We start from the raw sequence: 24,614 nt of genomic DNA, 5'->3' as shown, positions 1-24,614 counted from the left end.
CGGTCCCAGTTCCGGCTGGAGCCCACTGCCGGGGGGACAACGCATTACCCGTTGCGGTCGTACCGAGCGAACATGGCCCACGACCACGCCGACCTCGTGCCCCGGGCGGACGCCGTCGAGCGCGTCCTCGCGCAGCGCTCGCGCGCACTCGACCGCCTCGACACCGAACGCGTCTCGATCGACGCCCTCGCCGGCCGCGTGCTCGCCGAGCCCGTCGCCGCCAGCGAGGACCAGCCGCCGTACAGCTACGCGACGATGGACGGCTACGCCCTCGACGCCACCGAGGACTACCCCCTCGACGTGGTCGACCGCGAGGTGTTCCCCGAGGACGACCCGGGCAGCCTCGACGCCGGCGAGGCGGTCAGAATCGCCACCGGCGCACCCGTCCCCGAGCACGCGAACGCCGTGCTCAAAGTCGAAGAAGCGTCCACCGAAGGTGGCGAACTCACCGGCACCGACCTCTCCTCGGGGACGTACGTCTACGAGCGCGGGAGCAACGTCGAAGCCGGCGAGGAGTTGTTTGCCGCCGGCGAACGCCTCTCTCCGAAGGACGCCATCCTGCTCCGGGACCTCGGCGTCGAAGCGGTCGCGGTCCGCGAGCGGCTCTCCGTGGGGCTGCTGGCGACCGGCACCGAGATTCACGAGGGTCGTATCGACGACTTGGACTCCCCCATGCTCGCGGGCCTCGTCGAGTCCTGGGGCCACGACGCCACCTACGAGGGAACCGTTCCCGACGACTACGACACCGTCGAGGAGCGGGTCGCCGACCTCGCCGCCGAACACGACGTGGTGGTGACGACGGGCGGCACTAGCGTCGGGAAGAAAGACTACGCGATTCGGGTGCTCGACGAACTGGGCGACCTCGACTTCCACCGGGTCGCCGTCCGCCCCGGGAAACCAATCGCGATGGCGGACCTGCCGGAGTTCGACGCGACGGCGCTCGCCGTCCCCGGCAAGCCGGTCGGCGCACACACCATCACGACGCTCGTCGCGCGGCCGTTCTTCACCGGCCGAACCGACCTCCCGACGGTCCCTGCGGAGTTCCCAGTCGACCTCGACCTCGGGCCCTCCGGCTTCGAGTACGCAATCCCCGTGACGCTCGACGACGAGACGGCGACCCCGCTCGGGCACGTCGGCTCGCCGCTGGCCGTCTACGAGGACACGTTCGACCCGAGCGTGCTCTCGTCGAGCACGCGCACGACGCGGGCCGACGGCTTCGTGCTCACCGAATCCGGTCTCGACGCCGGCGAGCAGGTCCGCGTGGTCCGCTACGAGTCCGTCGAATGAGCCTCCCGGTCGTCGACCCGCCGAGCGAGCGAGACGGCGATTCGACCGTCGCCGGCGTCCTGCTCGCCGCCGGCACCAGCAGCCGGTACGGGGACGCGAACAAGCTCCTCGAAGCCGTCGACGGCGAACCGATGGTCCGACGGAGCGCCCGAACGCTCCTGGGCGCGAGCCTGGACTCCGTGACGGTCGTGCTTGGCTGTGACGCCGACCGCGTCCGGGACGCACTCGACGGGCTCCCGGTCGACCTCGTGGCGAACCCGGACTACGAGACGGGGCAGGCGTCGTCGGTCCGGCGGGCCGTCGACCACCTCCGACAGACCGCCGACCCGGACGCCGCCGTCTTCGCTCTCGGCGACATGCCCTACGTCGACCCGGCGAGCGTCGACGCGCTCGCGGCGGCGTTCGACGCGACCGGACGCTCCGCGCTCGCAGCCGGCCACGACGGCCAGCGCGGCAACCCCGTGCTGTTCGCCGCCGAGCACTTCGACGCGCTCGCGGACATCTCGGGAGACACCGGCGGCCGGCGCGTGCTGCTCGACGCCGACGACGCCGCGGTCGTCGCGACCGGTGATTCCGGGGTGCGGCGGGATGTCGACAAGCCCGACGACCTCGCCTGAACCGCGGGCGTTATGCGTCCGCCGGCCGGCAGATTCGGTGATGACGGAGTTCGCGTTCACCGAGACGGTCGACGTGCGTTATCAGGACCACGACACGATGGGGCACGTCAACAACGCCGTCTACGTGACGTACATGGAGGAAGCCCGGTTCTCGTACCTCACTGAGGGACTCGGCGTCCCGCCGATGGAACTCAACATGGTCGTCGCCAACCTCGAAGTCGACTTCCGGCGACCCGTCCAGTTCGCCGACGAAGTCGAGGTCGCGGCGTCCGTGACCGAGGTCGGCGACTCCAGTTTCACGATGGCCTACGAGATTCGAGACGACGACGGCGTCGCCGTCGAGGGCGAGACCACGCAGGTCGCGCTCGAACCCGACGGCAGCGGCACCCGCCGCGTCCCCCAGGACTGGCGGGACGCCATCGACGACTTAGAGGCCTGACCCCGCAGTCGGCGGGAATGCGGTCAAGCGGTCGAGAATCACGGCCACGATGTCTGGGTCGTACGCCCAGAAGCCGTAGAATCGGCCGTCGTCTCGCTCCTCGGCCAGCAGCGCTCGCTTGTCGCGGTCGTCGGGCGCGTCCAGCACCACGAACCACGACCGCAGAATCTCGGGGTCGTCGGACTCGTGGAGGACGTGGTCGCCCGGCGGCGTCCAGTCACCCGCCCCGTAGAGGTGGGTCTCGACGTCGTCGGCTGCCGCGAGGTTGCGGTAGAGCCGCTCCTGTGGTTTCGCGTTCGACAGCGACTGGAATCCGGCGTGGAGCCGGCCGCCGTGGCGGTAGGCGTGCTCCTCGATTTCCCGGGACGCCACCGTCATCCGCCGCCGGCCGTAGTCGGTGAAGACGCTCTGGTCGATTTCCCGGAGTAAGTCCGGATACTCGATGCCATCGGGCTCGGACGCGGCCAGCATCGACGAGTTCGGGTCGATAGCGGGAAAGACGTCGGCGAGGCTCGCGGCCGCCCGGAACTCCTCGTCGTCGTGCAACACGAGGAAGTTCCGGGGCAGCCCGTCTTCGGTCCGGCCGCGCCGGAACGACACCGTCTGTACGTCGAAGTACGACTGGAGCGCCGCCAACTCCTCCCGGTTCACGTCGTCGTTGAACAGCGTGAGCGTCGCTTCGTCGCCCTCCACTCGGCGAACGATCGCCTGCAGTGTCGGGCCCGACGCGTCGTCGGACGCACTCATAGCCGTAGCTACCGAGGCGACGCAGATAAAACGTGGGCGCGGCGTTACTCGCGGAGCGCGAGCAGCGCGGCACCGAGGACCGCGACGGCGGCCGCGCCGGCACCGAAGCCGGGCGCGCTGCTGCCGGACTCGTCGTCGCTCTCGGTGGTCGTCTGGGCCGCAGTCGTCGACGCTGCGGTCGTACTCGTCTCGGCCGCGGTCGTCGTCTCTTGGGCGGACTCGGCCGTCACGTCGGCGTTGACGACGGAGCTGTCGAAGTACGGGCGCTCGCGGCCCTCGACGGCGTAGTTGCCGTACACTTCGACGTCGCCGCCGTCGGCGAGCGTCTGGAGGTCGCTGTCCGCGAACGTGACTGCGACCGTGCCGTCCTCGACCGAGGCGCTGGACGCGTTCACGCGCTCGTTCTGGCCGTTCAGCGCGTAGAAGCTCTCGGTGTCGACGGTCGTCGCGTTCTCCGCGGTCGGCTTCTCGAAGGACACGACGACGTCGTCCTCACCATCGAGTTCGACCGTGCCGGCATCGACCTCGCTGTCGACGCGCCGGATGCGGTCCTCGCCCTCGGGCGCGACGGTGTCCTGGGACTCGATGTAGTCGTACAGCGCCGTGCCGTACATCGTGTAGTCCTCGTTCACGAGCGTCGCGTTCGTCAGCACGGAGCCCTCCCAGCCCGCCATGTACGAGTTCACGGTGACCTCGTAGGTGGCGTCGGGGTCGACCGGCTCCCCGCCGACGTAGATGTCGCGAATGGCGTCCTCGGTGTCGTTGTGGGTGTACCACTCGTAGGTGACACCGCCGACCTGGAGCTGGGACTCGGCGTCGTACTGCTGGCCGGTCTCGCTCTCCAGCGTGACGACCTGGCTGGCGAGCAGCGACTCGATTTCGCTGCCAGTGAGCTCGACCGTCGTCAGGTGGTTGTTGAACGGCAGCATGTTGTACACGTCACCGGCGGTGATGTTGCCGGGGCCGTACTGGCCGTTCGACCGGATGCCGCCCGCGTTCGTGATGGCGACGTCCGCACCGGTCTGCGCGAGGAACGCGTCGCCGACGAGGTTCCCGAGGTTCGTCTCGTCGTGGTAGTTCGACGCGAACCGCGCGTCGAGTTTCACCTCGCTCTGCCCGGCGACCTTCGAGAGTTCGTCGCCGCGCGCCGTCTCGATGATGTCCGAGACGTTCGCGTCTTTCGTGGAGTTCTCGGTGGAGATGAGCCGGCCGTCCCAGTCGGCGACCTCGCCGTTCGAGACGGTGAGGTTGAGTTCACCGACGTAGTTCGCGCGGGCCTCGGCCTCGCTGATGACGACGCCGTCGGTCTCCGCCGGCGGGTAGACGATTTCGTCGTCGCCGACCAGCACCACGTCGACATTCTCGGTGCTGTTCGCGAAGTCCTTCGCGACCGGCACGCCGAAGTGGCCGAGCGCGACGACCACGTCGACGTTCTCGTCTTCTTTCAGTTGGGCGGCGTACTTGCTGCCGACTTCGCTGTAGTCCCGGAGCTCGTAGCCCTGCTCGGCGAAGTCGACTGCGGTCTTGCCCTTGATCTTCTGGTCGGCGAGACCGATGACGCCGACGCTCACGCCCTGCTTCTCGACGACCGTGTACGGCTCTGTGCCGGGGATGGGGTCACCGGTTTCGCTGTCGACGATGTTCGCCATCAGCCACGGGAACTCCGACGCCTCGGAGAAGTTCCCGACGGCCTCGAAGCCGAAGTCGAGGTCGTGGTTGCCGATGCCCTCGGCGTCCGGCTGAATCTCGTTCAGCACGTCGACTGGCGTCCGCCACTGCGTGAGCGGAGACAGCGAGTGCGGGCTGACCTCGTCGCCAGCGCCGAACACGAACGTGGGGTTGTCGTGGGCGGCGCGGCGCTCGTCGACGAGCGTCGCCAGCCGCGGCACCGTCCCGTTCTGGGCGGCCGCGGTCTGGATGTCGTTGTAGGAGAGCAGTGTTACAGTAGAGTTGTTCGCCTGAGTCGTCACACCCGTAGCGACCGTCGTCCCCGCGTCTTCGGTGGGGGCGTCGGCGGGTGCTGCGGCCGCTGCTGCCGGGGCTGCCGCCGACAGCACGACCAGCGCCGCAACGAGTAGCGTCGTCGCTTTTCGCATGCAGGTACGTAGTTAGAAACGCACTGCATAAGCATTGCTCATTCGTGTCTATATATTCGGCATTTGCTCTCAGCAGTGGTGGAAAAATGCACGTTTGTGTATACTCTAGTCACGTGTTCCGGCCGGTCGCGGTGACGGCGATACCGACGAGGATGACCGCACCACCGACGACAGTAAACGGCCCCGGCACCTCCGCGAGCAGGACGAGCGCGAGCACCGCGCTCCCGACCGGCTCCCCGAGCAGGGAGACGCTGACGACACTCGACTCCACGTACTTCAGCGCCCAGTTGATGACCGTGTGCCCGAACAGCCCGGGACCGACAGCCATCCCGAGGAACAGCACCCACTCGTGGGCCGCGTACCCCGCAAGCGGCGTCCCCTGCCAGACGGCCACCGCAACCAGCGTCGCCGCGCAGACGCCGTAGACGACGAACACGTACGGTGCCAGCGAGAGCCGCTGGCGCACCGACCGCCCCGCCAGCACGTAGCCCGCGGCCGACGCCGCGCCGAGCACCGCCAGCGCGTTCCCGAGCGACGGATTCGGGCCGGCCGTCGCGCCGCCCAGCAGCCCGCCGGCCGACAGCAACACGGACCCCGCGATGGCGACGACGATGCCGCCCGCGACACGTGCGGTCACGCGCTCGTCGAGCAGCAGCCACGCGCCCACGGCGACGAACGCCGGCTGCGTCTGGACGAGCGTCGTCGACGCCGCGATGCTCGTGTAGTCGATGGACGCGAACCACGCCGCGAAGTGGCCGGCTAGCAGCACTCCGGAGACGGTCACCAGCACCCAGTCCGTCCCGGAGATCGACTCGAACTGGTCGCGCTCCCGGACGGCGAACGGCGCGACCAGCGCCGTCATGAACACCACGCGCCACACCGCCTTCACGAGGCTCGGCGCGTCGCTCACGTCCACCAGGATGGCGCTCGTCGACACCGCCACGACGGCCACCGCCAGCCCGGCCATCGGCGACACTCGGGGTTCCGTCGCGCTCACGTCTCCACGACGCACTCCGGCCCGGATAGCAATTCGGGTCCCGGTAGCGAGAAACGGCTACTCGGCGCGGTCAGCTGACCCCTCGCTGCCACCGTCTCGCGACTCGCGATTGCCGCCACCGTCGGCTCCCGCACCCGCTTCGAGGGTCGCCAGCCCGCCAACGAGGAAACTGCCGGCGAGGTAGACGAGTGGCCCGAGAAACAACAGCGGCACAAGCACGGACCGGAAGTCCGGCGGAATCCCCTGAGCGGTCAGCCACTGGACGAACGCCATCGTCAACACGCCGAGTGCGAACACGACGACTGCACCGGTCCGTCGAATCGTCCGCCGGAGGGCAGCGTTCGACATATCCCGGCGTTCGGACAGCCGCGAGCAGTGTCTTCTGCTCGCCAGACCCCATCGACTGCAGTGCCGCCGCCGGGACGATTATGTGGACGCGGCCCCGACCGGTGAGCATGGCTTCCGGCGAAACTGTCGTTCAGTGTTCGTGTGGCTTCGAGGCGGGCTTCGACCGCCTGCGGGACGCCCGGGAGGCGCTGGCCGTCCACGAAGACGCCGGCCACGAGGCCGACTGGCACATCGAGACGGTCGCCGACGGCGTCGAGCTGGCGGGCGCGGACGCAGGCGTCTGCGGGCGGCCGGAGTGTACGAACGAGGACTCACCACTCTACCGCGACGACGTCTGAAACCGGCTACGCCGCGTCGTCGGGCACGTCGAAGTCGTGGAAGTGTTCGCCTTTCTCCGCCGAGAGGATGTTCAGCGCAGCGGCGGCACCGTCCCCGGCGGCGATGATTGCCTGCCACTCCTCGGCGCGCACCATCGCGCCCGTCGCGTACACGCCCCGGACGCTCGTCTCCATGTCCACGTCCACGTCGACGACGTCCTCGTCGGTGAACGACGCGCCCAGGTCCTCCGCGAGACTGCGGTCTGCGCCCGTCGCGAGCACGACGTAGTCGGCCTCGACCTCGCCGTCTTCCGTGGCGACGGTGAAGCCGTCTTCGGCCTCACTGACGCCCGTGACTTCCGTCTCCCGGTAGTCGACACCGAAGCCCGCGACCTGCTCGCGGGCGTCTTCGACGAACGCCGTCCCGTCCTCGGACTCGATGCCGAGGTAGTTGAACAGGTGGGCCTTGTGCATCCACGTCTCGTCGGCGTCGAAGACGGTGGTCTCCAGGTCGTTTTTCGCTGTGAACAGCGCGGCGCTCAGGCCGGCGGGACCACCGCCGACCACGGCTACGTGTGTCATGTGGACTCAATCGACACGGGGGCCGATAAAACTACGCGTCGCCGAGGGAGGCTCGCGTCTCCCGGTGGCGGAAGTAGAACATCGGCCGCATGACCGCCGTCGACCCGAGCGCGCCGAGGCCGCCGAGCGGCGCGCGGTACTCGACGTGGTCACGGAGTACCGTCTGGTCGCCGTCCGCGAAGAACGAGTGCGTGTGCTCCCATGCCGGGAACGGGCCGTCCTCCATTCGGTCGACGAAGTAGGCGTGGTCGTCCTCCTCGACGCGCTCGGTGATGACCGATTTCCACGTCTGCCGCGGACCGACGCCGAGCGGTCTGACAGACATGTGGATGCGCGTGCCCTCGACGAGCACCTCGTCGTCGCGCTCGCCGCGGTCCGCGGGCCACTCCACGTCGTCGATGCGGAGGTTCGCCAGGTCCGGCGTCAGCGCCAGCAGGCCGTCGACCGTCGAGTGGAACGCCCACACCTCGTCGAGAGGTGCATCCACACGCAGGTCGCGCTCGAAAGTCTGCATACCCCTGTTTGGGAGCCAGCCCGCAAAACTCCCCGGGCCACGGCACTCGCCGGGCGACCACGTCAACGAGTCACAGTGTGGGGGAACCGTTATGCCTTCGAGCCACCTCCGCAGGAGCATGCCCTCGGAGCGCGCGACCGCGACCACGCCGTTCGCCGCCATGGACGTGCTCGAACGAGCCGGCGAAATCGACGATGTCGTCCACATGGAGGTGGGCGAACCCGACTTCCGACCGCCCGCAGCGGCCACCGAAGCGGCGGTCGACGCGCTCCGCGCAGGCGACGACGACTACACCTCCTCGCGGGGCACCGCCTCCCTGCGGGACGCAATCAGTCGTCACTACGCCGACGAGTACGGCGTCGACGTTCCCCCGGAACGCATCGTGGTGACACCGGGCTCCTCGCCCGCGCTCCTCGTCTCGATGCTCGCCGCCGTGGACCCCGGCGAGGACGTCGTGCTCACGGACCCCCACTACGCCTGCTACCCGAACTTCGTCCGGCTCGCCGACGGAACCGTCCGTACAGTCGGTCTGGACCCCGCGGACGGCTTCGAGCCGAACGTCGCCGACTACGAGCAGGTGGTCGACGACGACACCGCCGCGATGCTGCTGAACTCCCCCGGGAACCCCACAGGTGCGGTCATGGACGGCGACACACTCTCGGGACTCGTCGACCTCGCCGAGCGCACCGACACCGCTGTCGTCTCCGACGAGGTCTACCACGGCCTCGCGTTCGACGCCGAGGAACACTCGGTCCTGGAGTACACCGACGACGCGTTCGTCCTCGACGGCGTCTCCAAGCGCTACGGCATGACCGGCTGGCGGCTCGGCTGGGTCGTCTGCCCGCCGGAGTACGTCGACGCCGTCAACCGCATCGCCCAGAACGCGCTCATCTGCGCGCCGTCGTTCGTGCAGGCCGGAGCCGAAGCCGCCATCCGCGAGGGCACCGACTGGCTCCCCGAAGTCCGCGAGGACTACCGGGAGCGCCGCGACATCCTGCTCGACGCGGCCGAACGCTGGGGGTTCGACCTCGGCTACACGCCCGAAGGTGCCTACTACGTGCTGCTCGACGTCTCGGACCTCGGCGACCCCTTCGACGTCGCCGACGTGTTCCTCGAAGACGCCGGCGTCGCCATGACGCCCGGCCCCGACTTCGGCGAGGGTGCCAGCGACTGTCTGCGCGCGTCGTTCGCCACGAGCACCGAGGATGTCCGCGAGGCTGTCGAACGCATCGACGCGCTGCTCGCCGAGACGACGGTCTGAGAACGGTTACTTGAGTCGCTCCTGCAGGAAGGAGGGGTGGGCGGCGGTCACGCCGTCGATGTCGAGGACCTCGTCGCTGATGACGTCACCGAGCGCGTCCCCGTCGGCGGCCCGCACCTCCGCCATCAACATGTGGTCGCCACTCGAGGAGTACAGCGCCCGGACGGACTCCAGCTCCTGGAGCGCGCGCGTCGCCTCCACGTACTGCTCGGACGCGACGTCGATGCCCACCATCGCGATGCTCTGCCCGGAGAGCTTCTTCGGGTCTACGTCCGCGGAGTACCCGACGATGACGCCCTCGTCCTCCAGGCGGTCGATGTACTTGCGGACGGTGGGCTTGGAGACGTCCGCGCGTGCCGCGATGTCGGCGTAGGACGCCTGGGCGTCCTCCTCGAGCGCGGCGAGGATTCGCTCTTCCGTCGATTCAGTGCTCACGCTACCTGATTTGGTTGCTGCGAAAAAATATCTTCCGAATCGGCAAGCGTCTCGCGGGTGATTCGAACACCCCCGGACAGCGGCAGCGAGAACGGCCCGACGGCCGCCCGCTCGCTACTTGTGGCGGTCGACGAAGTCGAAGGAGCGCTCCCACTCCTTGTCCTCGTCGAAGTACTGCTCCGCCACCGGCTGGTCGGGCATGTCACCGCGGGACTGCTTCTCCGTCTGGTAGGACGGCCGGTCCTCGTCCTTGTAGTAGCGGCCCGTCAGGACGGTGCCCTCGTAGAGGGACTCCTCCGTCTCCGTCATCATCTCCTGAGCCTCCCGGCGGTCCGTCACGTCGAAGTCGTAGTCTTCGGACTCCTGGACGTCGACGTACGGGACGTACTGCTTCGCGTCCTTGTTCCAGGTCGGACACTGCGTCAGGAAGTCCACGTGCGCGAAGCCGTCGTGCTCGATGGCCTCCACGAGGATCTCCTGGGCCTGGTTCGGGTTCACCGCCGCCGTCCGCGCGACGTACGACGCGCCCGAGGTCAGGCTCAGCGACAGCGGCCGAATCGGGTCCTTCGCGGAGCCGTGGGGCTGCGTCTTGGACTTGTGACCCTTCGGGCTCGTCGGCGACGTCTGGCCCTTCGTCAGGCCGAAGACCTCGTTGTTGAACACGATGTAGGTCATGTCGTGGTTCTCCCGGGCGGTGTGCATGAAGTGGTTCCCGCCGATGCCGTAGCCGTCGCCGTCGCCGCCGGCCGCCACGACCTCGAGGTCGTGGTTCGCCAGCTTCGCGGCGCGCGCCACGGGCAGGGAGCGACCGTGAATCGTGTGGAAGCCGTAGCTGTCGAAGTAGCTGTTGAGCTTCCCGGAACAGCCGATACCGGTCGCGAGGAGAATCTCCTCGGGGTCCTTGCCGAGCTCTGCCATCGCCCCCTTCAGGGCTTTCAGGACGCCGAAGTCGCCACAGCCCGGACACCACGTGGGCTGTGGTTCGACACCGGGCGTGAACTCGTCCCGGTCGACCTCGCGGTCCTCACCGATTGCGCTGAATGCCTTGCTCATTGTCAGTCACCTGCCGCGGGTTCGAGAGTGGTCTGCGCGGTCGGCTCCGCGCCGCCGCCGTCCTGTGCGATCTCCACGGCCTCCACGATCTCGTGGGGCTCGAAGGGGTCGCCGTTGTACTTCAGCAGACTCGAGAGCTTGCCGCCGATGTCCCCGACCTCCTTCTGCATGAGGCCGCGGAACTGCTTCGTCGAGGACATCTCCACGACGATGGCCTGATCGACGCTCTCGACGAACTCGCGGACCTCGTCGACCGGGAACGGCATCATGTCGCTGACGCCCAGCGCCTGCACGCTGTTCCCGTCGTCGTTCAGCCGGTGGACCGCCTCCTCGACGGTCCCCTCCTGGCTGCCCCATGCGATGAGGCCGATGTCCGCGTCCTCGTCGCCGTAGTGGGTCTGCTGGTCGCGCTCGTCGAGGTCGTCGCGAATCGCCGCCAGCTTCTGGAGGCGGCGCTCGACCTGCGCCACGCGGTTGTCGCGGTCCTCGCTGATGTGGCCGTTCGGCCAGTGCTCGTTTCCGGACGCGAGGTAGTGACCGCCCTTCTGGCCCGGAATCGTGCGCGGGCTGACGCCGTCGTCGACGTCGTACTGGTAGCGGTGGTACTTCCCCGTCGCGTCGTGGGGCGCGTCCGGAATCTGGTCCTCGGTCAGCGTCTTCCCGAGGTCCGGAGCCGGCTCGCGGTCGAAGAACGACGCGTCGACGTTCCGGTACTCGCCGGACAGCTTCTGGTCGTACAGCACGATGACCGGAATCTGGTAGTCGTACGCGATCTCGAACGCGGTCCGGGTCTGCTCGTAGCACTCCTTGGGGTCTTTCGGCCCGAACGCGACCCGGTGGCTGTCGCCCTGACTCGTGTACAGGACGTGCTCCAGGTCGGCCTGTTCGGGCTTCGTCGGCATCCCCGTGGAGGGACCGGCGCGCTGGGCTTCCAGCAGCACCAGCGGCGTCTCGGTCATCTCCGCGAGCCCGAGCGGCTCGCTCATCAGAGCGAACCCGCCACCGGAGGACCCGGACATCGCCTTCACGCCGGCGTGGCTCGCACCGACCGCCATCGCCGCCGCCGCGATCTCGTCTTCGACCTGCTCGGAGACGCCGCCCATGTCCGGCAGGAGCTGGGTCATGATGGTGTACGCGTCCGTCCACGGCGTCATCGGGTAGCCGGAGATGAACCGACACCCGGCGTCGATAGCGCCGTACGCGATGGCGTGGCTGCCGGAGACGAGAACCTGCTCCTCGTCGTGGCTGCCGGTCGGCACCGTGAGGTCGTGGCCGTGCTCCATCTCCGACACCTGCTCGTAGGCGTCGTGGAGCACGTCCAGGTTCGCCTCCAGGATGTCGCCGCTCATCGCGTCCGACATCAGGTCCTCGATGTGGTCGAGGTCCATGTCGACCAGCGCCGCGGTGGCACCCACACCGGCCGTGTTCCGCATGACCTCGCGACCGTGCTCTTTCGCGAGCGCACGGAGGTCCAGCGGGTAGACGTGCCAGTCGTTCTCCTCGGCCTGCTCCTCGAGGTCGCCGACGTCGTCCTCGTCGAGCAGCCCCTCGTCGTAGACGATGATGCCGCCCTCACGGAGGTCGTCGAGGTTCTCGGTCAGCGGCTTGACCTCTTCGTCGCCGTAGACGGCCTCGTCCGTCGGATTCCGCGCGAACGAGTCGCCGAGCGCGAGCAGGAAGTTGTAGCCGTCGCCCCGGGACGTGACGTCGCCGTCTTTCGCCCGGATTTCCACGTACGTGTGGCCACCGCGGATTCGCGACGGGTAGTGGCGGTGCGTGAAGACGTCGAGGCCCGAGCGCATCAACGCCTTTGCGAAGTTCTGGCTCGTCGAGTCGATTCCGTCTCCGGAACCGCCCGCGATTCGCCAGATGAGTTCGTCGTCAGTCATAATGTGGTCTGGCCCAGCCGTGGACCGTTGTCTGAGGCTAGGCGGGGTCGGCACTAAATCGTTTGCCATCCATTAGCATTGAACGATGATGAAGGACAGCGGCTGCGCCGCCTGATTCCCCGTCTCGGGCGAAGCATCGGGAGCGAACCCACGGCGGAACCACGCAGATACATTCAACACGGATTTACTGAATTTTAAATACCGTACCGAATGTTCAGTTTTTGTTGTCGTGAAATTTACTGAGTTGCTCGCTGTGCTGTTGCTCGTCACCTCGGCGACGACAGCCGGCATCGCCACTGCGAACGAGGCACCGCTGCCGGACGCCGGCCTCGACCAGACGGTCACACGAGGCGCGACCGTCCACCTCGACGCCGGCGGCTCCCGCGACCCCGACGGGCGAATCACCGACTACGACTGGCGGGTCGAGACCCCGAACGGCTCCACGACCGAACCAGACTGCGGCGACTGCGAACGGACGCAGTTCCAGGCCGCCAGCGTCGGCGAGTACACCGTCACGCTCACCGTCACCGACGACGACGGTGCGACTGCGACCGACACACTCTATGTTCGGGTCGACCCCGGTGAACCGCCGTCGGTGTCGCTCGCTGGACCGACCCAGCTCTCCCCCGGCGAACGGGACACCTACACCGCGACGGTCGACGCCGGTGCCGCCCCGCTCGACCGACTCGTCTGGTACACCGACGGCGAACGCTACGCGACCACCGACATCGACGGGAGTGCCGCCTCCGCAGACCAACGGCTGCAGTTCCCCGATGCAGGCACTCACGACGTCAGCGTGACAGCCGTCGACGAAGACGACCAGCGCGGCGACGCCACCCACGCTGTCGACGTCACGACCCCAACGCGAGTCGCTCCCACTGAACCAGACAGCCCGACCGATTCGGACGACGACTCCGCCGTGACCACGCCCACACCGGACGTCCAGGGCCCACGAACTGTCACAGGCAACACCACCCTCGACGCCACCTACAGCCTCACCAACGAGACCACCGCCGACTGGTTCCTCGACGACCACCACGTCGATGTTGGGAGGACCGCGACGCTCACACTCTCCCCGGGTAGACACGACCTCTACGCAACACCGGACCGCGGCGGTGTGTCCACCTTTCCGGACGGCACGCAGAGCATCCTCGCCGACCCTGCCCCCGACGTCCACCTCGAACGACTCACCGAGGAAAGCATCGTCACTGTCGACGCCTACGCCACCGACGACCTCGGGAACCTCCAGTCACTGGCGGTGCTCGTCGACGGCGACCTCCAACACACGACGACCCTCGGCGGCATCCGACGGCGCTCCATGGACGGTGACCGACTCACAACGCTCGAACGACTCACTGACGTTCCACCAGGTACTCACAACGTCACCGTCAGGGCTACCGACTCCCGAGGACAGACGGATTCGAAGTCTCGAACTATCACTGTCCCCGGGCCGCCGAAAGTCATGAACGCCCGGTTCGTCAACGACGAACCGCTCACCTCGAAGCACCCGAAGCTCGACCCTGAAGACTACACCGGAGAGTTCGAGATCGATATCGATCTGAACGGCGTCGACCCGGAGTCTGTCAGCGCGGAGCTTCGAGACCCCAGAAAGGAACAGGTCTCGATCGTTCCCTCATCCGATCGATCCACGTCTTCTCCAGACAGTCTCACTATTCGACAAAATTACTCACGAGTGTACGGAGGACAAATCAACGCAAACGGTGCAGTGTACTGGGTACGGGGAAACAACCGACAGCCAGTAGACGGGGTTAGCGGAACTACACATGCGGAACTCTCGAACCCAGTTATTCAGTTAGAACTGGTTGACGATCAGAATCGGATCGGTAGCCGTGGAGCAACCTTCGACGCCTCGGAATCATTTGATCCAGACGGGTCGAAGTTAACATTCCAATGGAACGATCTCAATAGCAGCGACAAGTGGACAGGGCCGATCAAACAGCTAAATCCGCGAAAGCTAATCTATTTAAACGTGACTGACAGTCAGGAGCAGTCTAACAAGACATATAATATTCTAGGTTGGTTCACCCCCGGACTGCAAACTCCAGAGGCACAGAACCTTGAGACGATTTTTCCGCAAGATACCGTAACATACCGGGTCCGAACGAGTAGGTATGAGCTTTCTCAAGCAGTGTACGAAAAGGAAAAGTTTGGAAAAATTATTGATTTCGAATTGGTGTCTGACGTGGGAAGCATCGGCGGTTATAACCGGTACTGGGAAAATGAGAATGGCGGTAGTTTCGACCAAAGTCGTCCCGAAGGATTTGCGGATTCGTATATCTTCCACGAATGGTTTGTTTCGCTTCCCGCCAGCGAATTCTTGAGTGGAGACGAGCCGACAGTCAGAATCCAGTCGACGAGCCAACACGAATCCTTCCACGAAGTGGAACTACCAGAGCCAAAAATGGATAACCAGATCGGATCATCGGTTGACCTCTGGGAGTTTGACGTACAGTATGTTGAGGAGCGGCCCCACTACGAAGTAGAGAGAACCACAAGGTCTGAGCGGAAAGATGCACTGCAACAGATGGGGTTCAACCTCTACACCGCTCGGCAGTCCGGCACCAAATACTACCTGAAAAAGCGAGTGAAAACGCAACCTGCAAAGTGGAAGACCGACATCAGGAGCTTCGACAGCAGATTCCAGCGACAACTATTCGTTGATAGGAACGATGGCTGGCAGGCTGACGGTATGAGTGAGGAGCGACGCGAACGAACAGTCACTGATTCGGTCTGGCGAAACCATCGTGGCGGTTCTGGTGAATTTACTGGGGACACCCGGCAGATCAGGGTCGAACCTGCTGAAGTTGAGACGCTACGTGAGTACGAGTATGAGACGGAGTATACCGTAGAAGTGACTGAAGAGAAAGAGCGCAAGAGCTGCCTCCCCAGACTGGGATGCCGAACGTATTCCATCGAAACAACTACAGAGGAAACCCGGACCGCGGAGCATGACTACTGGAGTTCCCGTCCTCGGAATCCGACTCACGACTGGACTGGGGCTACCAGAACCCGGATAGTTGAGCGAGCGGAGTACGAGAAGCAGTACGAGTACCACGTCGAAGATAACGAGCTGTACTGGGAGCAGGTATACCACGCATCGATGAGGAAGAAAACTCAACCGGCACAGTATGAGTGGCAACATCACGAGACAGTAACGACTGAGCGTGCCGCGTCAATTTTAACGATGAATCCAAACATCAAACAGGCCAGAACCGAACCCACCTGCGAGTGGACGCTTCGGAGACAGGATGGAACGGTCAGTCGAATCACGGACACCCCAGAACAGCAGTCCAGCGTCGTCGAAACCAGAATGACTGCAAGGGCTCACGTCGAAGCACGGTATCTCCCACCGGATCCATCGCTTCGCTCCGATGTTGTGGTCAACGAACGAATCGTGGATGTAACTGAGACGGCCGAAGGATATTTACCAACCGAAAAGGCTAATAATATTATCAGAGAAGAAGCAAATGAAACACATGCGGAAAGCTTCTAATCTTGTATTCAGTATACTGCTCGGGACATCGTTGCTGCTAGCTACACCCGTAACAGCAGAACAAACAGTCAATGAACCGCCAGAAGTAGGGTGTGACGGTCAAACAAAGACGGGAGTGAGTGAGTTCTTCAGTCGCGTGGAGTACGCAATTACCTATAACCAAAGTACACAGCGTGTGTGTACAGTGGCAAAAAATACTGGAGATCAGAATCAGAGTTTTGGTTACAGCGTTTGGGTTGATGACAAACCTCTTGCAGACAGTGGCTCTATAAGATTAACGCCGGGCGACGAGTTCCGAGGTAATCAGGCGATTACCGATGGAATTGACGCGACGAGGAAGAACCATTCTGTGATGGTTTCTTCCCACAACGGAACCTTCTATTTTAATTTCACCCAAAATATTGACACTATGGATGAAGAGGGAGTTCCGACACCACATTTTGAGTATCTTACAATAAAGCGAGAAGAGACGAAGAGCGGGCAGCCTCGTGTTGTTCTGGAAGTCGAAAATGAAGGTAATCGTACCTACGTCCCAGAAGCGGAAGTTCGAACACTCAAATCAGACTCCCGATATTTGAGCGATGCTTCCGATGGTAACCCTGGTGGTCAGTATTCCGTACGGCTCAGTGAAGCAAACGATGACATCATTGCCGGGACAGTCCGACTCTACGGTGGTAAGTTTAACCCCGGTATTAAGTTCGACCGTGTAAGCTTCGTATCCTATCCGAATGGGACCCTCGAAACTTGGGAGCCCGAGTTCGGCGATATACCGTCCCAGCGAGAGATCGAGGAGCGAGAGGTCTACTACGAGAACGAGTCGGCGAGAGAGCAGTATACGGGCCCAGACGTGGATCCGATTTCGGACCGAGCGTCGAAAGTTGGCGCGGTGCTCGTCGTCGTTGCAATTATCGCGGGAGTCTGGTATCGACGACGGGGCCGTCGCTAGCGTTCGATGCCGCCCTGCTCGGAGATCTGGAGGATGTTCCGCATGTTGAGGTAGACGTGCTGGGCGTCGACGTCCTCGGTGTCGTCGTAGATGTCGCTCACGCGATGCACGAGTGCGGCGATGCGTTCGGCTTCCTCCGAGTCCTCCTCGCGTAGTTCGCCCGCGACTTCGCGGAGGGCGTCGCGTTTCACGTCGTCGTCGAACCCGGTCATTCGCCGACCCCCTGTCGCTGGACGAAGCCGAGCATGTCCGCGGTTTCGGCGGCGAACTCGCGGAACGATTCTCCGGTGTCGTTGTCGTCATCGAGGACGACGGGAGCGCCCTGGTCGCCGCCCTGACGGACGCTCGGGTCGAGGGGGATGGAACCGAGGAACGGGAGGTCGTTGGCGTCGGCGAAGTCCTGACCGCCGCCGGCACCGAAGATGTCGTGGGTGCCGCCGCAGTCCGGGCAGACGAACGTCGACATGTTCTCGACGACGCCGAGCACCGTGGTGTCGTGGCGGCCGAACATGCGGAGGCCCTTGCGGGCGTCGTCGACGGCGACGTCTTCGGGGGTGGTGACGACGACGGAGCCGGTGAGTGGGAGGGTCTGGAGGAGGGTGAGTTGGGTGTCGCCGGTGCCCGGTGGGAGGTCGACGACGAGGTAGTCGAGGTGGCCCCACTCGACGTCCTCGATGAGTTGGGTGAGCACCTTGTGGACCATAGGGCCGCGCCAGATGACGGGGTCGTCTTCGCCGACCATGAACGCCATGCTCATGAGCTTCATTCCGAACTTCTCTGGCGGGACGATGGTCTCGCTCTCGGTTGCTTGCGGGTGGTCGTCGGCGTCGACCATGCGGGGGACGTTGGGGCCGTAGATGTCGGCGTCAAAGAGGCCGACGCGGGCACCGCGGTCTGCGAGGCCAGCGGCGAGGTTGACTGCGACCGTGGACTTGCCGACACCACCTTTGCCGGAGGCGACAGCGACGACGTTCTTGACGCCGGGCAGGACTTCCGCTTCGGCACGGTCGGGGATAGCGGCGGTGAGGTCGGGCTCCAGCCCTTCACCCTCAAGTACTTCGCGTACGCGTGCGGCGATGTCGTTTTCGTTGGGGGAGTAGGGCGCGCCGAGCGCGAGCGAGATGGTGACGGTGTCGCCGTCGACGTCGAGGTCGTTGACGAGACCGAGCGAGACGATGTCGTCGCCCAGGGCGGGGTCCTCGACGGCTTCGAGGAGGTCCAGCACGTCGTCTTCGTTCATGAGTCGGGATAGGGGTGGGTCGGCCGATAAGGGTTGTGTCGGCGGTATGCGGCGGCACCGCGGGCCTGATTCGAGCCCTCATCAGCAGACGTGTGGGCGTCTCACACGCACCACGGCCGTGGATTCGGTCCGACGCCCTTCGTAGTGTTTAAGTACTGCGCGCGAGTTCGCACGAGTGCAGTCACTGTAGGGGCCCAGGCCCCGAGTCCGAGAGGGCGAAGATACACACGGAAAGCCTGTCGTGGTAGCCTAGCCTGGTCAAGGCGCAGGGTTGCTAACTCTGTGGCGCAAGCCTCCGGGGTTCAAATCCCCGCCACGACGCCTTTCACAGACAACCCAATCATGAGTTCGGAAGAACAAGAAGACGTGGACGAGGACATTCAGTACTTCGTCCGCATCGGTCAGACAGACCTCGACGGTACCAAGTCCGTCGAGCGTGCTCTCGCGGAGCTCGACGGCGTGGGCCGTCGCGTCGCGCGTGTCGTCGCCGACGAAGCCGGCGTCGACCGAACCGCGACGATGGGCGGTCTCGAGGACGACGCCATCGAGAGCGTCACCGAGGCCGTCGACTCCTTCACGGAGCACGCTCCGGAGTGGCTGGCGAACCGCCGGGACGACTTCTACACCGGCGAGAACCAGCACATCACGGGCAACGACGTGGAGCTCACCCGCGACCAGGACATCAACCGCATGCGGATGATTCGTTCCTACAAGGGCATCCGTCACGAGCGCGGACAGAAGGTCCGCGGTCAGCGCACGAAGTCCACTGGTCGTACCGAGGGCACCATCGGCGTGAACGTCGAGGCGATCAAGGAAGAACAGGCAGCGGAAGAAGCAGAGGGGGGTGAGGAGTAATGGCGCTCCCGGGCGAGAACACCAAGTTCTACGAGACGCCGAACCACCCCTACCAGGGCGAGCGCATCGCAGAGGAGTCCGACCTCCTCTCGCGCTACGGCCTGAAGAACAAAGAGGAACTCTGGCGAGCGCAGTCCGAACTGCGCGACTACCGCCGCGAGGCGCGACGCCTGCTCGGACAGACCGGCACGGCGTCCGGCGAGGAGTTCGTCTCCCGCCTGAAGCGCATCGGCATCCTCTCTTCGGAGGAGAGCCTCGACGACGTCCTGTCGCTGGAAGTCACGGACGTCCTCGAGCGACGCCTCCAGACGGTCGTCTACCGCGAAGGCCTGGCGAACACGGTGGGGCAGGCCCGCCAGTTCGTCAACCACGGCCACATCACGGTCGACGACAGCCGCGTCACGGAGCCGTCCTACACGGTCCCCGTCGACGAGGAGGACGCCCTCGCGTTCGACGAAACGAGCGACCTCACCGACGAACTGCACCCGGCTCGCGCCGGTGCTCAGGAGTGATAACGCATGGCTGACGACACCAAATGGGGCATCGCGCACGTCCACGCCTCCTTCAACAACACCATCATGACCGTGACGGACGAGACGGGCGCAGAGACGCTCGCGAAGTCCAGTGGCGGTTCCGTGGTGAAGCAGAACCGGGACGAGGCGTCGCCGTACGCCGCGATGCAGATGGCAGAAAAGCTCGCAGAGGAAGTACTCGATCAGGGCATCGAGAAGGTCCACGTCCGGGTTCGCGGTCCCGGCGGGAACCTCCAGCGGAGCCCGGGCCCGGGTGCGCAGGCCGCGATTCGCGCGCTCGCCCGAGCCGGCCTCGAAATCGGTCGCATCGAGGACGTCACGCCCATCCCGCACGACGGGACGCGACCGCCGAAGAACAGCGGGTACTAGAACCATGAGTAGCCAGGACTTCGACGTCGAATTCGTCGACCGCGACGACCGGGAGGCCCGGTTCGTCGTTCGGAACATCACGCCCGCATTCGCGAACGGGATTCGTCGCGCGATTCTCGCGGACGTCCCGACGCTGTCCATCGACACCGTGCGGTTCGTGGAGAATTCGAGCGTGATGTTCGACGAGCAGCTCGGGCTGCGACTCGGACTCGTTCCGTTGACGACGCCCGAGGACTACGAGGCGGGCGAGTCGGTCACGCTCGCGCTCGACGTCGAGGGTCCGGGCACCGCGTACTCCGGCGACCTCGTGAGCAACGACCCCGAGGTCGAACCGGCAGACGAGAACATCCCCATCATCGAGCTGAAAGACGACCAGCGCCTCGAACTGGAGGCCGACGCCGTGATGGGCTATGGCCGCGACCACGCCAAACACCAGGGCGGGGTGGCGGTGGGCTACCGACACCTGCAACAAATCAACGTTGTGGGTGACAGCTCCGAGTACGCGGACGACGAACCCCGGATGCTCCGGGGCGTCATCGAGGAGGACGGCGAACTGGTGCCGACCGACGACTTCGACCACGACCTGACGAACCGGTACCCCGGCAAGGAGGTCGAGGTCGAGGACGTCCCCGGCGCGTTCGTCTTCCACGTCGAATCCGACGGCTCGATGCCCGTTGAAGAACTGGTGCTGCGGGCGGTCGACACCCTGGTCGACCGCGCGGACGAACTCGAACAGGCAGTCCAACTGTAACTATGAACGTCTCCCCCCTCAACACCGAACCGGCGTCCGTTCCTGCCCCGGGAGCGACGGGACCGGCAATCGTAATCGGTAAGAAGGGGCGGGGGCTACAGAGAAGCGTAAGGTCACCGAGGCCGAGCAGGGATAGCCAAGTTTGGCCAAAGGCGCAGCGTTCAGGGCGCTGTCCCGTAGGGGTTCGCAGGTTCAAATCCTGCTCCCTGCATTCGACTTCTCACAACTTTCAGGAGTTAGGAGCATGAGCAAGACAAGTCCGAGACTCAGCAGTCTCATCGCCGAACTGAAGTCCGTCGCCCGGGATTCGGGCGCGGACATCTGGCACGACGTGGCCGACCGGCTGGAGAAGCCGCGGTCCACGCACGCCGAGGTGAACCTGAGTCGTATCGAACGGTACGCGAACGAGGACGAGACGGTCGTCGTCCCCGGGAAGGTCCTGGGGTCCGGCGCGCTGCGGAAGTCCGTCACCGTGGCTGCTGTGGATTTCTCCAGCAGCGCGGAGACGAAGATTCAGCACGCCGACGGTGACGCCGTCCACCTGGAACAGGCAGTCGAACAGAACCCAGAGGGTAGCGACGTGCGGGTGATCCGATGAGCCTCGCAGAGTTCGACGCAGACGTAGTCGTGGACGCCCGCGACTGCATCCTGGGTCGCGTCGCGAGCAACGTCGCCGAGCGCGCGCTCGCCGGCGACTCGGTCGCCGTGGTGAACGCGGAGGACGCGGTCATCACCGGAACGGAAGAGGACGTCTTCTCCACGTACCGGAAGCGCGCCGAGCTGGGGTCCGACCGGGGTCCGTACTACCCGAAGCGCCCCGACGGCATCTTCAAGCGTGCCATCCGCGGCATGCTGCCGTACAAGCAGGACGACGGCCGCGAGGCGCTGGACAGCGTCCGCGTCTACGTGGGTAACCCGACAGACGACGACGGCGAAGTGCTCGACGGCACCTCGCTCGACCGGCTGTCGACCATCCGCTTCGTCACCCTCGGCGAAGTGTCCGAAGAACTGGGGGCGAACATCACATGGTAACCAACACGTCAGGCAAGAAGAAGACGGCTGTCGCTCGCGCCACCGTGAGCGACGGAGAGGGTCGCGTGCGAATCAACTCCCAGCCCGTCGAACTCGTCGATCCGGAGATGGCGCGCCTGAAGATGCTGGAGCCGTTCCGCATCTCGGGTAGCGATCTCCGCGACGGCGTCGACATCGACGTCGACGTCGCGGGTGGCGGGTTCGCCGGACAGGCGGACGCCGTCCGCACCGCCATCGCGCGCGGGCTCGTCGAGCACTACGGCGACGCCGAACTCCGGGACGCGTTCCGGGAGTTCGACCGTAGCCTCCTGGTGAACGACGTGCGCCAGCGCGAGTCCAAGAAGTGGGGCGGTCCCGGGGCACGCGCTCGCTACCAGAAGTCCTACCGCTGAGGTGACCAGACAATGATGGTACCAGTCCGGTGTTTCAGTTGCGGTACGGTCGTCGGCGAACACTGGGAGGAGTTCAAGGCGCGAGCCGAGAGCCACGAGGGCGACGAGGATCCGGCCGACGTGCTGGACGACCTCGGCGTCGACCGGCACTGCTGTCGCCGGATGCTCATCTCCCACCAGGACCTCGTCGACGTGGTCTCCCCATACCAATGAGCGGGACACAGCACTTCAGTCGATACGAGAAGGCCCGCATCATCGGCGCGCGAGCGCTGCAGGTGGCGTACGGAGCGCCCGTCCTGGTCGACACCGACCAGACGGAGCCGATCCTCATCGCGGCCGAGGAGTACGACGCGGACGCGCTCCCGTTCACCGTCCGGAGGGAGAACTGAGATGACGCGCATCGAGGCCGTCCGGTATCGTCCGGTCCTCGACTCCCGCGGCAACAAGACCGTGGAGGCCGAGGTGACGACGGACAGCGGCGGGTTCGGTCGTGCGGCAGCGCCTTCCGGGGCGAGCACGGGCGAACACGAGGCAGTCGAGCTCCCGGTCGAGGAGGCCATCGCGGCCGGCCGAGAGCACGTCGCGCCCCGATTGGAGGGACGCGAGTTCGCGGGCGACCAGCGCGGCGTCGATTCGGCGCTGCACGCGGCCGACGGCACGGAGGACTTCTCCGAGATCGGCGCGAACGCCGCCGTCGCGACGAGTATGGCGGCGGCGAAGGCCGCCGCGGACGTCCTCGGTGTCAACACTTACCAGCACCTCGGCGGCGCGTTCCGCGGCCGGAACTTCCCGACTCCGCTCGGGAACGTCCTCGGCGGCGGCGCGCACGCCGAAGACGCGACCGCCATCCAGGAGTTCCTCGTCGCGCCGACTGGCGCGCCGAGCGTGCGACAGGCCGTGTTCGCGAACGCGGCCGTCCACGCTCGCGTGAAGGAAATCCTCGAGGAAGACGGCGTCCCGGCGGCGAAGGGCGACGAGGGCGCGTGGGCTCCCTCGGTCGACGACGCCACCGCGTTCGACGTGGTGGCCGAGGCTGCCGACGACGTCGCCGACGAGTTCGGGTTCGACGTGCAGTTGGGCCTGGACATGGCGGCTGCCGAGTGCTACGACGGAGACGAGTACGCCTACGGCGACGACCGCCGCTCCACCGAGGAGCAGATCGAGTACGTCGCCGGGCTGGTTGCCGAGTACGACCTCGCGTACGTCGAGGACCCGCTCGACGAGAACGACTTCGAGGCGTTCGCGGAGCTGACCGACCGCGTGGGCGACGAGACGCTCGTCTGCGGCGACGACCTGTTCGTGACGAACACGGAGCGCCTGCAGCGCGGCATCGACGAGGGTTCGGCCAACAGCATCCTCGTGAAACCCAACCAGATCGGGACGCTCTCGGACGCCTTCGACGCCATCGAACTCGCCACCCGGAACGGGTACGACGCAGTCGTCTCCCACCGGAGCGGCGAGACCGAGGACGCGACCATCGCACACCTCGCCGTGGCGACCGACGCGCCGTTCATCAAGACGGGCGCGGTCGGCGGCGAGCGAACCGCCAAGCTGAACGAACTCATCCGCATCGCGGACGAAGCATGAGCGAGAACGAATCCGACACCGAGGCCGACCTCGAGGACGCGCCCGACGAGACGGCGGACGACGCCGACGTCGAGGCGGCGGCCGAGAGCGAGGCCCAGACAGACGAACAGACAGAAGCCGAGGAGCCCGAGCCGGAGTCCACGGCGACGGAGGACGTGATGTCCGACGAGGAGGCCGACCTCCTCATCCCCGTCGAGGACTACCTTGGAGCGGGCGTCCACATCGGTACCCAGCAGAAGACGAAGGACATGGACCGGTTCATCCACCGCGTCCGCACGGACGGCCTGTACGTCCTCGACGTCTCGAAGACCGACGACCGTATTCGTACGGCGGCGGACTTCCTGGAGAACTACGACCCTGAGCAGATTCTGGTGACGTCGAGTCGCCAGTACGGCCGATTCCCCGCGGAGAAGTTCGCGGAGGCCGTCGGGGCGCGCGCCCGCACCGGGCGCTTCATCCCGGGGACGCTGACGAACCCGGACTACGACGGCTACATCGAGCCGGACGTCCTCGTGGTCACTGACCCGATCGGTGACTCGCAGGCCGTCAAGGAGGCGATCACGGTCGGCATCCCCGTGATCGCGATGTGTGACTCCAACAACCAGACCGGGAACGTCGACCTGGTCGTGCCGACGAACAACAAGGGTCGTCGCGCACTGTCCGTGGTCTACTGGCTGCTCGCGAACGAGACCCTCGACCGGCGCGGCGCGGAGCCGACCTACGCCCTCGAGGACTTCGAAGACGGCCTGTAGCCCGGTTTCGACACTTTTCGGTTCGCTGCTTCGTCCGCCAGCGGCAGCGTTCGACGTAGAA

General features: G+C 65.6%; 29 protein-coding genes and 2 tRNA genes. 20 read left to right on the top strand and 11 right to left on the bottom strand.

Going from position 1 to position 24,614, the window contains the following annotated elements; all coding sequences use genetic code 11:
• The first annotated feature begins 72 nt into the window (after positions 1-72).
• From BMW35_RS14645 to BMW35_RS14635, 3 genes are read left to right on the top strand one after another with little or no spacing between them, the layout of a single operon-like run.
• Positions 73-1,287, top strand: coding sequence for a molybdopterin molybdotransferase MoeA (locus tag BMW35_RS14645; RefSeq protein WP_089670289.1), 1,215 nt, complete (start codon positions 73-75; stop codon positions 1,285-1,287).
• Positions 1,284-1,904, top strand: a complete 621-nt coding sequence (locus BMW35_RS14640) for a nucleotidyltransferase family protein (protein ID WP_089670288.1) — start codon at positions 1,284-1,286, stop codon at positions 1,902-1,904. The genes BMW35_RS14645 and BMW35_RS14640 overlap by 4 nt, the downstream gene beginning before the upstream one ends.
• Before the next feature lie 40 nt (positions 1,905-1,944).
• Complete coding sequence (locus BMW35_RS14635; RefSeq protein WP_089670287.1) at positions 1,945-2,343, top strand: acyl-CoA thioesterase; 399 nt, start codon at positions 1,945-1,947, stop codon at positions 2,341-2,343.
• Here the strand turns inward: BMW35_RS14635 and BMW35_RS14630 are convergent.
• The 4 genes from BMW35_RS14630 to BMW35_RS14615 all read right to left on the bottom strand — a co-directional run bounded on the left by BMW35_RS14630 (position 2,332) and on the right by BMW35_RS14615 (position 6,531).
• Positions 2,332-3,090: a hypothetical protein gene (locus BMW35_RS14630; protein ID WP_089670286.1), complete on the bottom strand. Its 759-nt coding sequence runs from the start codon at positions 3,088-3,090 to the stop codon at positions 2,332-2,334. The two genes, BMW35_RS14635 and BMW35_RS14630, sit on opposite strands and share 12 nt — an antisense overlap.
• Positions 3,091-3,134: 44 nt before the next feature.
• A complete protein-coding gene (locus tag BMW35_RS14625) occupies positions 3,135-5,186 on the bottom strand; it encodes a bifunctional metallophosphatase/5'-nucleotidase (protein WP_089670285.1) in 2,052 nt (683 codons plus the stop codon).
• A 109-nt stretch (positions 5,187-5,295) separates the two neighbouring features.
• A complete protein-coding gene (locus BMW35_RS14620) occupies positions 5,296-6,153 on the bottom strand; it encodes a DMT family transporter (protein WP_089670445.1) in 858 nt (285 codons plus the stop codon).
• Positions 6,154-6,240: 87 nt separating this feature from the next.
• On the bottom strand, positions 6,241-6,531 hold the full coding sequence (locus BMW35_RS14615) for a hypothetical protein (RefSeq protein WP_089670284.1): 291 nt from the start codon (positions 6,529-6,531) through the stop codon (positions 6,241-6,243).
• Between the two features lie 107 nt (positions 6,532-6,638).
• On the opposite strand from BMW35_RS14615, the gene BMW35_RS14610 reads away from it, so the two are divergent.
• Entirely contained in the window at positions 6,639-6,869 is a 231-nt protein-coding gene (locus BMW35_RS14610; protein WP_089670283.1) for a DUF7542 family protein, read from the top strand.
• Positions 6,870-6,875: 6 nt separating this feature from the next.
• Here the strand turns inward: BMW35_RS14610 and BMW35_RS14605 are convergent, their stop codons facing one another.
• Entirely contained in the window at positions 6,876-7,430 is a 555-nt protein-coding gene (locus BMW35_RS14605; protein WP_089670282.1) for an NAD(P)/FAD-dependent oxidoreductase, read from the bottom strand.
• A gap of 31 nt (positions 7,431-7,461) precedes the next feature.
• On the bottom strand, positions 7,462-7,944 hold the full coding sequence (locus tag BMW35_RS14600; protein ID WP_089670281.1) for an SRPBCC family protein: 483 nt from the start codon (positions 7,942-7,944) through the stop codon (positions 7,462-7,464).
• A 118-nt stretch (positions 7,945-8,062) separates the two neighbouring features.
• Here BMW35_RS14600 and BMW35_RS14595 point away from each other — a divergent pair, with 118 nt between their 5' ends.
• Positions 8,063-9,205: a pyridoxal phosphate-dependent aminotransferase gene (locus BMW35_RS14595; RefSeq protein WP_089670280.1), complete on the top strand. Its 1,143-nt coding sequence runs from the start codon at positions 8,063-8,065 to the stop codon at positions 9,203-9,205.
• A gap of 6 nt (positions 9,206-9,211) precedes the next feature.
• Here the strand turns inward: BMW35_RS14595 and lrpA1 are convergent, their stop codons facing one another.
• The 3 genes from lrpA1 to BMW35_RS14580 form a co-directional block, all read right to left on the bottom strand.
• Positions 9,212-9,640, bottom strand: coding sequence for an HTH-type transcriptional regulator LrpA1 (gene lrpA1, locus BMW35_RS14590; protein ID WP_089670279.1), 429 nt, complete (start codon positions 9,638-9,640; stop codon positions 9,212-9,214).
• 114 nt (positions 9,641-9,754) lie between these two features.
• Positions 9,755-10,693 (bottom strand): thiamine pyrophosphate-dependent enzyme, encoded by a 939-nt coding sequence (locus BMW35_RS14585; protein WP_089670278.1) that lies wholly within the window; start codon positions 10,691-10,693, stop codon positions 9,755-9,757.
• Positions 10,694-10,695: 2 nt separating this feature from the next.
• Positions 10,696-12,582, bottom strand: a complete 1,887-nt coding sequence (locus BMW35_RS14580) for a 2-oxoacid:acceptor oxidoreductase subunit alpha (protein WP_089670277.1) — start codon at positions 12,580-12,582, stop codon at positions 10,696-10,698.
• 253 nt (positions 12,583-12,835) lie between these two features.
• Here BMW35_RS14580 and BMW35_RS14575 point away from each other — a divergent pair, with 253 nt between their 5' ends.
• Complete coding sequence (locus tag BMW35_RS14575; RefSeq protein WP_143052211.1) at positions 12,836-16,096, top strand: PKD domain-containing protein; 3,261 nt, start codon at positions 12,836-12,838, stop codon at positions 16,094-16,096.
• Positions 16,097-16,232: 136 nt separating this feature from the next.
• Positions 16,233-17,042: a hypothetical protein gene (locus BMW35_RS15400; RefSeq protein WP_143052210.1), complete on the top strand. Its 810-nt coding sequence runs from the start codon at positions 16,233-16,235 to the stop codon at positions 17,040-17,042.
• Here BMW35_RS15400 and BMW35_RS14570 read toward each other — a convergent pair.
• Positions 17,039-17,254: a DUF7976 family protein gene (locus BMW35_RS14570; protein ID WP_089670275.1), complete on the bottom strand. Its 216-nt coding sequence runs from the start codon at positions 17,252-17,254 to the stop codon at positions 17,039-17,041. The two genes, BMW35_RS15400 and BMW35_RS14570, sit on opposite strands and share 4 nt — an antisense overlap.
• Positions 17,251-18,282 carry an Mrp/NBP35 family ATP-binding protein gene (locus tag BMW35_RS14565; protein ID WP_089670274.1) on the bottom strand — a complete coding sequence of 344 codons (1,032 nt, stop codon included), beginning with the start codon at positions 18,280-18,282 and terminating at the stop codon, positions 17,251-17,253. Before BMW35_RS14565 ends, BMW35_RS14570 begins: the two co-directional genes overlap by 4 nt.
• Positions 18,283-18,520: 238 nt before the next feature.
• Here BMW35_RS14565 and BMW35_RS14560 point away from each other — a divergent pair.
• The 13 genes from BMW35_RS14560 (at position 18,521) to rpsB (ending at position 24,553) form a co-directional block, all read left to right on the top strand.
• Positions 18,521-18,603: transfer RNA gene (locus tag BMW35_RS14560), tRNA-Ser, on the top strand.
• A gap of 21 nt (positions 18,604-18,624) precedes the next feature.
• Positions 18,625-19,137, top strand: coding sequence for a 30S ribosomal protein S13 (locus tag BMW35_RS14555; RefSeq protein ID WP_089670273.1), 513 nt, complete (start codon positions 18,625-18,627; stop codon positions 19,135-19,137).
• The gene (locus BMW35_RS14550; RefSeq protein WP_089670272.1) at positions 19,137-19,649 is read left to right on the top strand and encodes a 30S ribosomal protein S4; all 513 of its coding nucleotides are present in this window, start codon (positions 19,137-19,139) and stop codon (positions 19,647-19,649) included. Before BMW35_RS14555 ends, BMW35_RS14550 begins: the two co-directional genes overlap by 1 nt.
• 6 nt (positions 19,650-19,655) lie before the next feature.
• A complete protein-coding gene (locus tag BMW35_RS14545; protein ID WP_089670271.1) occupies positions 19,656-20,039 on the top strand; it encodes a 30S ribosomal protein S11 in 384 nt (127 codons plus the stop codon).
• 4 nt (positions 20,040-20,043) lie between these two features.
• Positions 20,044-20,790: a DNA-directed RNA polymerase subunit D gene (locus BMW35_RS14540; RefSeq protein WP_089670270.1), complete on the top strand. Its 747-nt coding sequence runs from the start codon at positions 20,044-20,046 to the stop codon at positions 20,788-20,790.
• A gap of 126 nt (positions 20,791-20,916) precedes the next feature.
• Positions 20,917-21,001 (top strand) — tRNA-Leu (locus BMW35_RS14535).
• A gap of 33 nt (positions 21,002-21,034) precedes the next feature.
• On the top strand, positions 21,035-21,388 hold the full coding sequence (locus tag BMW35_RS14530) for a 50S ribosomal protein L18e (RefSeq protein WP_089670269.1): 354 nt from the start codon (positions 21,035-21,037) through the stop codon (positions 21,386-21,388).
• A complete protein-coding gene (locus BMW35_RS14525) occupies positions 21,385-21,822 on the top strand; it encodes a 50S ribosomal protein L13 (protein WP_089670268.1) in 438 nt (145 codons plus the stop codon). The genes BMW35_RS14530 and BMW35_RS14525 overlap by 4 nt, the downstream gene beginning before the upstream one ends.
• Complete coding sequence (locus BMW35_RS14520; protein ID WP_089670267.1) at positions 21,816-22,214, top strand: 30S ribosomal protein S9; 399 nt, start codon at positions 21,816-21,818, stop codon at positions 22,212-22,214. Before BMW35_RS14525 ends, BMW35_RS14520 begins: the two co-directional genes overlap by 7 nt.
• Positions 22,215-22,226: 12 nt before the next feature.
• Positions 22,227-22,427 carry a DNA-directed RNA polymerase subunit N gene (locus BMW35_RS14515; RefSeq protein WP_089670266.1) on the top strand — a complete coding sequence of 67 codons (201 nt, stop codon included), beginning with the start codon at positions 22,227-22,229 and terminating at the stop codon, positions 22,425-22,427.
• Entirely contained in the window at positions 22,424-22,603 is a 180-nt protein-coding gene (locus tag BMW35_RS14510) for a DNA-directed RNA polymerase subunit K (protein ID WP_089670265.1), read from the top strand. Before BMW35_RS14515 ends, BMW35_RS14510 begins: the two co-directional genes overlap by 4 nt.
• A gap of 1 nt (position 22,604) precedes the next feature.
• Entirely contained in the window at positions 22,605-23,801 is a 1,197-nt protein-coding gene (gene eno, locus BMW35_RS14505) for a phosphopyruvate hydratase (RefSeq protein WP_089670264.1), read from the top strand.
• A complete protein-coding gene (gene rpsB / locus BMW35_RS14500; RefSeq protein WP_089670263.1) occupies positions 23,798-24,553 on the top strand; it encodes a 30S ribosomal protein S2 in 756 nt (251 codons plus the stop codon). The genes eno and rpsB overlap by 4 nt, the downstream gene beginning before the upstream one ends.
• Positions 24,554-24,614 lie beyond the last annotated feature (61 nt).

Origin of the sequence: Halobacterium jilantaiense, assembly GCF_900110535.1 — an archaeon.
GTDB classification, from domain to species: Archaea; Halobacteriota; Halobacteria; order Halobacteriales; family Halobacteriaceae; genus Halobacterium; species Halobacterium jilantaiense.
This window is presented reverse-complemented; position numbering and strand designations above follow the sequence as displayed.

Bases quoted from the DNA above. Each gene is read 5' to 3' on its own strand.
- BMW35_RS14645 (WP_089670289.1), top strand. From the start codon at position 73: ATGGCCCACGACCACGCCGACCTCGTGCCCCGGGCGGACGCCGTCGAG.
- BMW35_RS14640 (WP_089670288.1), top strand. From the start codon at position 1,284: ATGAGCCTCCCGGTCGTCGACCCGCCGAGCGAGCGAGACGGCGATTCG.
- BMW35_RS14635 (WP_089670287.1), top strand. From the start codon at position 1,945: ATGACGGAGTTCGCGTTCACCGAGACGGTCGACGTGCGTTATCAGGAC.
- BMW35_RS14630 (WP_089670286.1), bottom strand. From the start codon at position 3,090: ATGAGTGCGTCCGACGACGCGTCGGGCCCGACACTGCAGGCGATCGTT.
- BMW35_RS14625 (WP_089670285.1), bottom strand. From the start codon at position 5,186: ATGCGAAAAGCGACGACGCTACTCGTTGCGGCGCTGGTCGTGCTGTCG.
- BMW35_RS14620 (WP_089670445.1), bottom strand. From the start codon at position 6,153: ATGGCCGGGCTGGCGGTGGCCGTCGTGGCGGTGTCGACGAGCGCCATC.
- BMW35_RS14615 (WP_089670284.1), bottom strand. From the start codon at position 6,531: ATGTCGAACGCTGCCCTCCGGCGGACGATTCGACGGACCGGTGCAGTC.
- BMW35_RS14610 (WP_089670283.1), top strand. From the start codon at position 6,639: ATGGCTTCCGGCGAAACTGTCGTTCAGTGTTCGTGTGGCTTCGAGGCG.
- BMW35_RS14605 (WP_089670282.1), bottom strand. From the start codon at position 7,430: ATGACACACGTAGCCGTGGTCGGCGGTGGTCCCGCCGGCCTGAGCGCC.
- BMW35_RS14600 (WP_089670281.1), bottom strand. From the start codon at position 7,944: ATGCAGACTTTCGAGCGCGACCTGCGTGTGGATGCACCTCTCGACGAG.
- BMW35_RS14595 (WP_089670280.1), top strand. From the start codon at position 8,063: ATGCCCTCGGAGCGCGCGACCGCGACCACGCCGTTCGCCGCCATGGAC.
- BMW35_RS14585 (WP_089670278.1), bottom strand. From the start codon at position 10,693: ATGAGCAAGGCATTCAGCGCAATCGGTGAGGACCGCGAGGTCGACCGG.
- BMW35_RS14580 (WP_089670277.1), bottom strand. From the start codon at position 12,582: ATGACTGACGACGAACTCATCTGGCGAATCGCGGGCGGTTCCGGAGAC.
- BMW35_RS14570 (WP_089670275.1), bottom strand. From the start codon at position 17,254: ATGACCGGGTTCGACGACGACGTGAAACGCGACGCCCTCCGCGAAGTC.
- BMW35_RS14565 (WP_089670274.1), bottom strand. From the start codon at position 18,282: ATGAACGAAGACGACGTGCTGGACCTCCTCGAAGCCGTCGAGGACCCC.
- BMW35_RS14555 (WP_089670273.1), top strand. From the start codon at position 18,625: ATGAGTTCGGAAGAACAAGAAGACGTGGACGAGGACATTCAGTACTTC.
- BMW35_RS14550 (WP_089670272.1), top strand. From the start codon at position 19,137: ATGGCGCTCCCGGGCGAGAACACCAAGTTCTACGAGACGCCGAACCAC.
- BMW35_RS14545 (WP_089670271.1), top strand. From the start codon at position 19,656: ATGGCTGACGACACCAAATGGGGCATCGCGCACGTCCACGCCTCCTTC.
- BMW35_RS14540 (WP_089670270.1), top strand. From the start codon at position 20,044: ATGAGTAGCCAGGACTTCGACGTCGAATTCGTCGACCGCGACGACCGG.
- BMW35_RS14530 (WP_089670269.1), top strand. From the start codon at position 21,035: ATGAGCAAGACAAGTCCGAGACTCAGCAGTCTCATCGCCGAACTGAAG.
- BMW35_RS14525 (WP_089670268.1), top strand. From the start codon at position 21,385: ATGAGCCTCGCAGAGTTCGACGCAGACGTAGTCGTGGACGCCCGCGAC.
- BMW35_RS14520 (WP_089670267.1), top strand. From the start codon at position 21,816: ATGGTAACCAACACGTCAGGCAAGAAGAAGACGGCTGTCGCTCGCGCC.
- BMW35_RS14515 (WP_089670266.1), top strand. From the start codon at position 22,227: ATGATGGTACCAGTCCGGTGTTTCAGTTGCGGTACGGTCGTCGGCGAA.
- BMW35_RS14510 (WP_089670265.1), top strand. From the start codon at position 22,424: ATGAGCGGGACACAGCACTTCAGTCGATACGAGAAGGCCCGCATCATC.
- eno (WP_089670264.1), top strand. From the start codon at position 22,605: ATGACGCGCATCGAGGCCGTCCGGTATCGTCCGGTCCTCGACTCCCGC.
- rpsB (WP_089670263.1), top strand. From the start codon at position 23,798: ATGAGCGAGAACGAATCCGACACCGAGGCCGACCTCGAGGACGCGCCC.